Origin of the sequence: Streptomyces javensis (assembly GCF_039525925.1) — a bacterium.
GTDB classification, from domain to species: Bacteria; Actinomycetota; Actinomycetes; order Streptomycetales; family Streptomycetaceae; genus Streptomyces; species Streptomyces asiaticus.
Genome location: NZ_BAAAIF010000139.1, coordinates 1 through 11,340, shown reverse-complemented (window position 1 = coordinate 11,340; position 11,340 = coordinate 1). Strand labels below are relative to the sequence as shown.

Genomic DNA, 11,340 nt, shown 5'->3' with positions numbered 1-11,340 from the left:
ATCAAACAACGCCGGATGCAGACCAAACTGCCCCGCCCGCTCCCGCTCCTCCTCCGGAAGCCCAACCTCGGCGAACACCTCACCATCACGCCGCCACACACGCCTCAACCCCTGGAAAACCGGCCCATACTCCAACCCGTTCTCCGCGGCCCGCACATACTCACCCGACACATCAACGACCTCAGCACCCACCGGAGGCCACACACCGAAGTCAAAGGAAGCACCGCGGGCACCTTCCATCGGCGCGAGCACACCACGGGCATGCCGCGTCCATACGGCGCCCTCGCCATCCGCTTCCTCCCGCGAGAACACGCTCACCTCGCGGAAGCCGGAGGCGTCCGCCTCCCCCGCCTCGACCTGGATCTGGACGCCGCCCTGCTCGGGCAGGATCAGCGGCGCCTCCAGGACGAGTTCCTCGACCCGGCCACAGCCGACCTGGTCCCCCGCCTGCACCACCAACTCGACGAAGGCCGTCCCCGGCAATAGCACGATCCCGTGCACCGCGTGATCCGCCAGCCAGCCATGGGTGGCCAACGACAGCCGTCCATTCAGCAGCACCCCGCCGCCACTCGCCAGCGACACCACCGCACCCAGCAACGGGTGTCCCAGCGAGCCCAGTCCCACCGAGCCCACATCGCCCGCGTCCGCGGGAGCCTCGAGCCAGTACCGCTCGCGCTGGAAGACATACGTCGGCAGCTCGACGCGTCGGCCACCCCGGTCCTCCAGCGCGGTGGTCCAGTTCACCTCGGCGCCACGCACGAACACCTCGGCGGCGGAGGTCAGGAACCGCTCCGGACCGCCCTCGTCACGCCGCAGCGTGCCGACCACCACGGCCTGCGCCTCGGCGGCCTCCACCGTCTGCTGAACGGGAAGGGTGAGCACCGGATGCGGGCTCACCTCGATGAACACACCGTGCCCGTCATCGAGCAGGGTGCGCGTGGTGGACTCCAGCTCGACCGTCTGCCGCAGGTTCCGGTACCAGTACTCGGCGTCCAGACCGGACGTGTCCACCAGCTCACCGGACACCGTCGAGTAGAACGGCACTTCCGACGAACGCGGCTGAAGACCCGCCAGGACCTCCAGCAGCTCCTCGCGGATGGCCTCCACGTGCGCGGAGTGCGAGGCGTAGTCCACCGGAACCCGGCGGACCCGGATCTCCTCACCCTCCAGCTGCGTGACCATCTCGTCCAACGCACCCGGGTCACCCGAGACCACGACCGAGCCAGGACCGTTGACCGCCGCGACCGAGATCGCACCATCCCAGGCGGCGATGCGCTCCTTGGCCTGGTCGACCGACAGGCCGACCGACACCATGCCGCCACGACCCGCCAGACCCCTGGCGATGGCCTGCGACCGCAACGCCACCACCCTCGCGGCGTCCTGGAGCGAAAGCGCACCCGCCACACACGCCGCCGCGATCTCACCCTGGCTGTGACCCATCACCGCATCCGGCTCCACACCCACCGAACGCCACAACCTCGCCAGCGACACCATCACCGCGAACAACACCGGCTGCACCACATCCACCCGGTCGAACCCGGGAGCACCCTCAACCCCACGCAGCACATCCGTCAACGACCAGTCCACATAAGCCGACAGAGCCGACTCACACTCGCCGATCGCCTCCGCGAACACCGGCGAGGACTCCAACAGCCCCACCGCCATACCCACCCACTGCGCCCCCTGCCCCGGGAACACAAACACCGAACGGCCGGGAGGCGCGCTCTCGCCCACGACCACGCCCGGCAGAGCGGACTTGTCCGCGACGGCGTCCAGGCCGGCCAGCAGCTCGCCCCGGTCCCGGCCCACCACCACCGCCCGGTGGTCAAGCACCGTCCGGGTCGTCACCAGCGACCACGCCACATCGGCCGCGCCCAGCTCGGCGCGCTCGGCCACGAACTCCCGCAGCCGCCCAGCCTGCGCCCGCAGGCCCTCCGCGCCATGGCCCGACACCACCCAGGCCACCGGGCCATCGGCAACCTCGGCCTCAGCGGCCTCGGTCGCCTCGGCCTCCGGGGCCTGCTCCAGGATCACATGCGCGTTCGTCCCGCTCACACCGAACGACGACACACCGACCCTGCGCCGGTCGCCCGTCTCCGGCCACGGGGTCGACTCGGTCAGCAGCGACACCGCACCCGCCGACCAGTCCACGTGCTCTGACGGCTGCTCGACGTGCAGGGTCTTCGGCAGCACGCCGTGGTGCATCGCCATCACCATCTTGATGACACCGCCCACGCCCGCGGCCGCCTGCGTGTGCCCCACGTTGGACTTGAACGAGCCCAGCCACAGCGGCCGGTCCGTTCCGGCCCGCTCCTTGCCGTAGGTGGCCAGCAGCGCCTGGGCCTCGATGGGGTCACCGAGCGGCGTTCCGGTGCCGTGTGCCTCCACCGCGTCCACATCGGCGGCCGACACACCCGCGTTGCGCAGCGCGTCACGGATCACCCGCTGCTGCGAGGGGCCGTTGGGCGCCGTCAACCGGCTGCTCGCGCCGTCCTGGTTGACGGCGGCGCCGCGTACGACGGCCAGCACTCGGTGTCCGTTGCGCCGGGCGTCGGACAGCCGTTCCAGCAGCAGCACACCGGCGCCCTCGGCCCAGCCGGTGCCGTCCGCGTCGTTCGAGAAGGACTTGCAGCGTCCGTCCACGGCGAGTCCGCGCAGCCGGCTGAACTCGATGAACACGCCCGGCGTCGCCATCATGGCCACGCCGCCGGCGAGCGCCAGCGAGCAGTCGCCCTTGCGGAGCGCCTGGACGGCCAGGTGCAGCGCCACGAGCGACGAGGAGCACGCCGTGTCCACGGTTACCGCGGGGCCTTCGAAGCCGAAGGTGTAGGAGATGCGGCCGGAGGCGATGCTTCCCGCGCTGCCGTTGCCGAGGTGGCCTTCGAGGCCCTCGGGGATCGACTGGATGCGGGAGCCGTAGTCGTTGTACATCACGCCGACGAACACGCCGGTCCGGCTGCCCCGCGCGGACGCCGGGTCGATGCCCGCCCGCTCCAGCGCCTCCCACGAGGTCTCCAGCAGCAGCCGCTGCTGCGGGTCGGTCGCCAGCGCCTCGCGCGGGCTCATGCCGAAGAACGAGGCGTCGAAGCCGTTCGCGTCGTGCAGGAACCCGCCCTCCCGCGTGTAGCTCTTGCCCACCTGCTCCGGGTCGGGGTCGTACAGGTCCTCGTCCCATCCCCGGTCCACGGGGAAGGTGGAGATGGCGTCGGTGCCCGAGGCCACCAGCTCCCAGAGGTCCTCGGGCGACGCCACCCCACCGGGATATCTGCACCCCATGCCGACGATGGCGATGGGTTCCCGGTCCCTGTCCTTGAGTTCCCTCAGCTCTTCACGGGTCTCGTGCAGGCTGGCCGTCGCGCGCTTGAGGTAGTCGCGCAGCTTGGTCTCGCTCACCGCTTCTTGTCACTCCTCTGAGTACCCCGGACAGGGGTGGAAAGCCTTCGGCCGGTAACTTCCGGGGACGGGGGTGTCCACGTCACGAGAGCTCCTCGTCGAGGAAGTCGAAGATCTCGTCGTCGGTCGCGGACTCGAACCGGTCGGCGGCGGCGACCCCACCGTTCGCCGTCTCCGTCTGCTCCCCCGCGGTCAGCTTGGCCAGGACCTGCTGGAGGCGTGAGGTGAGGCGCTCCCTGGCGGCTTCGTCCGCCACCACCTCGGCGAAGGAGCTCTCCAGCTTCTCCAGCTCCGACAGGACCGGCAGCACCACCGACGCGTCCGGCTCCTCGCCGACGAGCTCATCGGCCAGATACCCGGCCAGCGCCCTGGAGGTGGTGTAGTCGAACAGCAGGGTGGCGGGCAGCCGGAGGCCGGTCACCGTTCCCAGCTGGTTGCGCAGTCCGACGGCGGTCAGCGAGTCGAAGCCGAGCTCCAGGAAGCCACGGTCGGGGGCGATCATGCGCGCGTTGTCGTGGCCCAGTGCCATGGCCGCGTGCTCGGTCACCAGCTCGAGGAGCGCCTGCCGCCGGGCGGCCGGGTTCATCGAGCCGATACGGCGACGGAGGTCGGCGGAGTCGGCTCCGGAACCGCCCGTGGACGCCCTCGCGGGGCCGCGACGGGCCGTGGTGCGGATGATGCCCCGCAGCAGCGCCGGGATGGGCCCGTCCTGGGCTCGCCACGCCGAGGCGTTGAGCCGTGCCGGGACGAGGGTGGCCGCGTCGACGCCGCACGCGGTGTCGAACAGGGCCAGCGCCTCCTCGGAGGCCATCGGGGTCACGCCCTCGCGGGCGAGGCGCCGCATATGGGCCTCGTCCAGCTTGCCGGTCATGCCGCTGCGCTCCTCCCACAGGCCCCAGGCGAGCGACTGGGCGGGCAGGCCCTCGGCCCGGCGCCGCTGCGCGAACGCGTCCAGGAACGCGTTGGCGGCCGCGTAGTTGGCCTGGCCGGTACCGCCGAGGGTTCCGGAGAGCGAGGAGAAGAGCACGAACGCGGACAGGTCGAGACCTGCGGTCAGCTCGTGCAGGTTGAGCACCGCGTCGACCTTGGGCCGCAGCACACGGTCGACCCGCTCGGGGGTGAGGGCCTCGACGACTCCGTCGTCCAGTACGCCCGCGGTGTGGACCACGGCGGTGAGCGGGTGCTCATCCGGCAGGGCGGCCAGGAGCGCGGCGAGTGCGTCGCGGTCGGCGGTGTCGCAGGCGGCCACCGTGGCGTCGGCGCCGATTTCCGCCAGCTCCGTGCGCAGTTCGGCCGCGCCGTCCGCGGCGAGGCCGCGGCGGCTGACCAGCAGGAGGTGGCGTACGCCGTGCTCGGCGACGAGGTGCCGAGCGACCAGGCCGCCGAGGCCGGACGCGGCCCCGGTGACCAGGACGGTGCCCCGCGGGTCCCAGGTGGTGCCGTTGGTGGCCGTGGTCTCCTCGGCCGCCCCGCCGCGAGCCGGGACCCGGGCCAGCCGGCCGGCCAGGACCTCGCCGTCGCGGACCACGATCTGCGGCTCGTCGGCGGTGAGCGCCGCCGGGAGGATCCGGCGCGAGCCGTCCTGGTCGTCGAGGTCGGCCAGGACGAACCGGCCGGGGTTCTCGGACTGGGCCGAGCGCACCAGGCCCCAGATGGCCGCACTGGCGGGGTCGGCCACATCGGTGTCGTCGCCCGCGGCGATGGCTCCCCGGGTGAGGAACACCAGCCGGGAGTCGCCGAAGCGCTCGTCGGCCAGCCAGCCCTTCAGCAGGCCGAGGGCGCGGTGTCCTGCTTCCCGTACCGCCTCCGCCAGCTCCCGCGTCCGGCGGGTACGGGACACATGCGCGGCCAGGACGACCTCGGGCGCGGTGGCGCCCGCGTCGATGGCCCCGGCCAGGGCCGCGAGGTCCGGGTAGGCGTCCACGGTGACATCGGCCGTCTCGAGGACGCCCGCCACCTCGGCCTGGTCGGATCCGACGAGCGCCCAGCGCCCGGCCCCGATCGCCTCCGGGGCGCGGGCGGTGTCCGAGGCGGTCGGCACCCACTCGACCTGGTACAGCGACTCGTACGGCTGGGCGGAGTTCACCTGCTCCGGGGCCACGGGCCGCAGGACGAGGGAGTCCACCGAGGCGACGAGCGCACCGGAGGTGTCGGCGGCGTGCAGGGAGACGGTGTCCTCGCCGACACTGCCGAGCCGTACCCGCAGCGCGGACGTGCCGGCGGTGTGGAGGGTCACCCCGTTCCAGGAGAACGGAAGGGTGCTGCCGTCGGTGCCGGACGGCTTGAACGCCACGGTGTGCAGCGAGGCGTCGAGCAGCGCCGGGTGGAGGCCGTACCGCGCGGCATCGGCTTCCTGCGCCTCGGGCAGGTCGACCTCGGCGAAGATCTCGTCGCCACGGCGCCAGGCGGCGCGCAGCCCCTGGAACGCCGGGCCGTAGGCGAAGCCGACGTCGATGAACCGGTCGTAGAGGTCGGCCACGTCGATCGGCTTCGCGTCCTCGGGCGGCCAGACGGCGAAGTCGGCGGCCACGGACTCCGCTGCCGTGCCGGCCGGGTCCCTGGTGAGCAGACCGGTCGTGTGGCGGGTCCAGGGGTCGTCCGGCTGGGCGTCCTCGGACCTGGAGTACAGGTTGAGCGCACGGGCTCCGGACTCGTCCGGCTCGCCCACGGTGAGCTGGATCTGGACCGCGCCCCGTGCGGGCAGGACCAGCGGCAGCTCGATGGTCAGCTCGTCCACCCGCTCGTAGCCCACCTGCTCAGCCGCGCGCAGGGCCAGTTCCACGAAGGCCGTGCCGGGGAAGAGGACGGTGTCCGCGAAGGCGTGGTCGGCCAGCCACGGCTGGGAGGAGACGGACAGACGGCCGGTGAACAGGTAGGAGTCGGTGTCGGCCAGGGCGACGGCGGCGCCGAGGAGCGGGTGGTCGGGGGAGTTCAGCCCCGCCGACGTCACATCTCCACTGGCGGCGGGTGCCGACTCGAGCCAGTAGCGCTGCCGCTGGAAGGCGTAGGTGGGCAGCTCAACCGGCCGGGCGCCACGCCCGGCGAACACCGCGTCCCACGCCACGGTGACGCCGTGGACGTGGAGTTCGGCCAGCGCCGTCGTCAGCGCCTGGACCTCGGGGCGGTCCTTGCGCAGAACGGGGACGAGGGCGGGGGCGGGAGCGCCATCGGACTCGTCGGCCGTCAGGCAGTCCTGCGCCATCGCGGTGAGCACACCGTCCGGGCCCACCTCGACGAAGGACGTCACGCCCAGCTTCTCCAGGGTCCGTACCCCGTCCGCGAACCGCACGGCCTCGCGCACATGCCGCACCCAGTACTCGGGCGAGCACACCTCGTCCGTGTCCGCCGGCTCACCCGTGACGTTGGAGACGAGGGAGATGGTCGGCGGGGCGAACGACAGCCCCTCGACGACCTTGCGGAAGTCTCCGAGCACGCCGTCCATGCGCGGGGAGTGGAAGGCGTGGCTGACGCGCAGCCGGCGGGTCTTGCGGCCCTCGCGCTCCCACTGTCCGGCGATGTCCAGCACGGCGGCCTCGTCACCCGCGATGACCACGGCGGTCGGGCCGTTGATCGCGGCGATGCTCACCTCGGCCTCACGGCCGGCCAGCGACGCGGCGATCTCCTCCTCGGGCGCCTGGACGGCGACCATCGCGCCGCCCTCGGGCAGCGCCTGCATCAGCCGGCCACGCGCCGCCACCAGCGCGCACGCGTCCTCCAGGGTGAAGACGCCCGCCACATGTGCGGCGGCGACCTCGCCGATGGAGTGGCCGATCAGCACGTCCGGGGTGACGCCCCAGTGCTCCAGCAGCCGGAACAGCGCCACCTCGATGGCGAACAGCGCGGGCTGGGTGAACGCCGTCTGGTCCAGCAGCTCGGCCTCGGCACTGCCCTCGGCCGCGAAGATCACCTCGGTCAGCGGCCGGTCGAGCAGCACATCGAGATACGCGCACACCTCGTCCAGCGCCTGGGCGAACACCGGGAAGGCGTCGTACAGCTCCCGGCCCATGCCGAGGCGCTGCGCGCCCTGGCCCGAGAACAGGAACGCCGTCTTGTGCTCGGCCCGCGCCACGCCCTGGATCACGGTGGCCGCGTTCCTGCCCTCCGCGAGCGCGTCGAGTCCGGACCGGAACTGTGCTGGCTCCTCGGCGACCACAACGGCCCGGTAGGGCAGGGCGGAACGGGTCGTCGCCAGCGCGTAGCCGATGTCGGTGACGTCACCGGCGTGCGCGGTACGGACACTGCCGAACTCGCGCAGCCGCCCGGCCTGGGCGCCCAGCGCGTCGGCGCTGCCGCCGGAGAGCAGCCAGGGCACCACCGCGACGGAGACCGACGAGTCCTTGGCCTCGCCGCCCGTCTCCGGCGACGGCGACTCGGCGGGGTCGGCCGCCTCGATGATGGTGTGCGCGTTGGTACCGCTGATCCCGAAGGACGACACCGCCGCCCGGCGCGGGTGGTCCGTCTCCGGCCACGGGGTCGACTCGTGCAGCAGCGACACGGCGCCGCTGGTCCAGTCGATGTGTGGCGAGGGCTCGTCCGCGTGGAGCGTCTTCGGCAGCACGCCCTCGCGCATGGCCATCACCATCTTGATGACACCGGCCACACCGGCGGCGGCCTGCGAGTGGCCGATGTTGGACTTGATGGAGCCCAGCCAGAGCGGCCGGTCCTCCGGCCGCCCCTGGCCGTACGTGGCCAGCAGCGCCTGCGCCTCGATCGGGTCACCGAGCGAGGTGCCCGTGCCATGGGCTTCGACCGCGTCCACATCGGCGGTCGACAGGCCCGCGTTCTCGAGGGCCTTGCCGATGACGCGCTGCTGCGACGGGCCGTTCGGCGCCGTCAGACCGTTGGACGCGCCGTCCTGGTTGATCGCCGAACCCCGGACGACGGCCAGCACCTTGTGGCCCTTGCGCCGGGCGTCCGACAGCCGCTCCACCAGGAGCAGGCCCACACCCTCGGACCAGCCCGTGCCATCGGCCCCGGCGGAGAACGCCTTGCACCGCCCGTCCGGCGAGAGCACGCGCTGGGCGCTGAACTCGACGAACGTGCCCGGCGTGGCCATGATCGTGACACCGCCGGCCAGCGCCATGTCGCACTCGCCCTGGCGCAGCGACTGGCAGGCCAGGTGCAGGGCGACCAGCGACGACGAGCACGCGGTGTCCACCGTCACGGCAGGACCCTCGAAGCCGAAGGTGTAGGACAGGCGGCCGGAGGCGACGCTCGACGCGCTGCCGAGGCCGAGATAGCCCTGCACACCGTCCGGCGCGCTGACCGCCCGGCCGCTGTAGTCCTGGTAGTTCGAGCCGATGAAGACACCGGCCTGGCTGCCGCGCAGCACCGCCGGGTCGATACCGGCGCGTTCGAACGCCTCCCAGGAGGTCTCCAGCAGCAGCCGCTGCTGGGGGTCCATCGCCAGCGCCTCACGCCGCGAGATGCCGAAGAAGTCCGGGTCGAAGTCGGAGACGTTGTCCAGGAATCCGCCGGTGCGGGCGTAGGTCTTGCCCGGCTTGTCGGGGTCGGGGTCGTACAGCCCGTCGAGGTCCCAGCCACGGTCGTCGGGGAAGCCGGAGATCGTGTCGATTCCGCCGTTCACGATGTCCCACAGCTGCTCGGGAGTCCGCACACCGCCCGGGAACCGGCAGCTCATCGCCACGATCGCGATGGGCTCGTCGAACGAGTCCGAGCGGGTCGGCGTGGTCTCGACGACGCCGCCTTCCTCGGTGCCGAACATCTCGCCGTGCAGGAACCGCGCCAGCACCGTGGGCGTGGGGTAGTCGAAGACCAGGCTGACCGGCAGGCGCAGCCCGGTCGCCGCGCCGATCCGGTTGCGCAGTTCAACGGCGGTCAGCGAGTCGAAGCCGAGGTCGCGGAAGGCACGGTCCGAGGCGACCGCGTCCGCGCTGTCGTGCGCGAGGACATCGGCGGCCTGGGCACGCACCACATCCCGCAGCGCCGCTTCGCGCTTCTCCCGGGGCATGGCCTCCAGCCGGTCGTGCAGTTCCGCCCGTGCGGGGTCGGCGCTGCCCGTCGTGGACTGCTTCTCCGTGGTGGCACTCCGCGCGTTCCGCAGCTCGCGGAAGAGGGGAGTGTCGACGGCGTCCGCTTCGAAGCGTGTCCAGTCGATGTCCGCGACGGCGAGGAACGTCTCATCGAGTTCCAGCGCCTGCTGGAGCGCCGAAATCGCCAGCTCGGGGGACATGGCCAGCATCCCGGACCGGGTCATCTGCTCGCCGACCTCGCCCGTCACCAGGCCGCCTCCGGCCCACTGGCCCCAGGCGATGGAGGTGGCCGGAAGGCCGTCCGCGCGCCGCTGCGACGCCAGCGCGTCGAGATAGGCGTTGCCCGCCGCGTAGCTGCCCTGACCCGGACCACCGAGGGTGCCCGCGGCCGAAGAGAACAACACGAACGCCGACAGCTCCATCCCAGCGGTCAACTCATGCAGATTACGGGCCGCCTCCACCTTCGGACGCAACACACCCGCCGCCCGCGACACCGTCAGCGCATCCAGCACACCGTCATCGAGCACACCGGCCGTGTGCACCACCGCGGTCAGCGGGAACTCCCGCGGGATCGCCTCCAGCACCGCCGCCAGCGCATCCCGGTCGGCCGCGTCACACGCCGCCACGGTCACCCGCGCGCCAAGCCCCTCCAACTCCGCCTTCAACTCGGCCGCACCCTCGGCCTCCATGCCACGACGGCTCGTCAGCACCAGATGCTCAGCACCCGTACGCACCAGCCAGCGGGCCACATGGCCACCGAGCGCACCCGTGCCACCGGTCACCAGCACCGAACCACCCGCACGCCAGCCATCGGCATCCGCGGCCTCCGGCGCGGAAGCCCGCACCAGACGCTTCGCGAACACACCCGAGCCACGCACCGCGACCTGGTCCTCGCCGCTCTCGGCGGAGAGCACACCGGCCAGACGGGCCACCGCACGGCTGTCCATGGTCTCGGGCAGGTCCACGACACCGCCCCAGCGCTGGGGGTACTCCGCCCCCACGATCCGGCCCAGGCCCCACACCATCGCCTGCACCGGGCTCACCAGCCGGTCGGAGCGGCCCACCGACACCGCTCCCCGGGTGCCGCACCACAGCGGAGCCACCACACCCGCGTCACCCAGCCCCTGGACCAGGCCCACCGTCGCCGCGAGCCCGGCCGGGACGATCCCGAACGACTCATGTGCCGACTCGTCAAGACCCAGCAGCGAGAACACGCCCGCCACGCCCGAGGGCTCCACCCCGGCCTCGTCGAGCGCCACACGCAGCCGCTCCGTGATCGCCTCGCGGGCGTCCGCCGCCCCGACGACCACGCGAACCAGGCGCGCACCGCGCCCGGCCAGGCCATCCAGTACGGCGGCGACCAGGACATCGCCGTCACAGGATTCCGGAACGGCCACGAGCCAGGTGCCGGAGAGCGTCGTCTCGGACGCGGACGCCACGGGCTTCCAGACCGCCTTGTAACGCCAGCCGTCCACCGTGTTCTGCTCACGCCGCTGACGACGCCAGGACGAGAGGGCCGGAAGCAACGCCGTCAGCGACGACTGCTGCGCCTCGTCCTCCACCTCCAACGTCCGCGCCAGCGCCTCCAGGTCCTCGCGCTCGACGGCCTCCCAGAAGCGCGCGTCCACGGCGTCCGCGGTCAAGCCGTCACCGGCGGCCGCCGCCTCGGCGGCCGAGAGGGCGTCCAGCCAGTACCGCTGCCGCTGGAAGGCGTACGTCGGCAGATCGACCCGGCGGGCGCCGTGTCCGGCGAACACCTTCCGCCAGTCGACGCCGCCCCCGCTGACGTGCAGCTCGGCGGCGGAGGTCAGGAACCGCTCCAGGCCGCCCTCGTCACGGCGCAGGGTGCCGATGACCACGGCCTGGGCCTCGGCGGCCTCCACGGTCTGCTGAACGGGAAGGGTGAGCACCGGATGCGGGCTCACCTCGATGAACACACCGTGGCCGGTGTCGA

General features: G+C 72.4%; 2 protein-coding genes. Both read right to left on the bottom strand.

All coding sequences use genetic code 11. The annotated features are described in order from the left end of the window. On the bottom strand, positions 1 to 3,393 hold a 3,393-nt coding region (locus ABD329_RS46460; protein ID WP_344318101.1), incomplete at its 3' end, for a type I polyketide synthase. An 82-nt stretch (positions 3,394 to 3,475) separates the two neighbouring features. Continuing rightward, positions 3,476 to 11,340 (bottom strand): SDR family NAD(P)-dependent oxidoreductase (locus ABD329_RS46455; protein ID WP_344318100.1); only part of this gene is annotated, 7,865 nt, incomplete at its 5' end.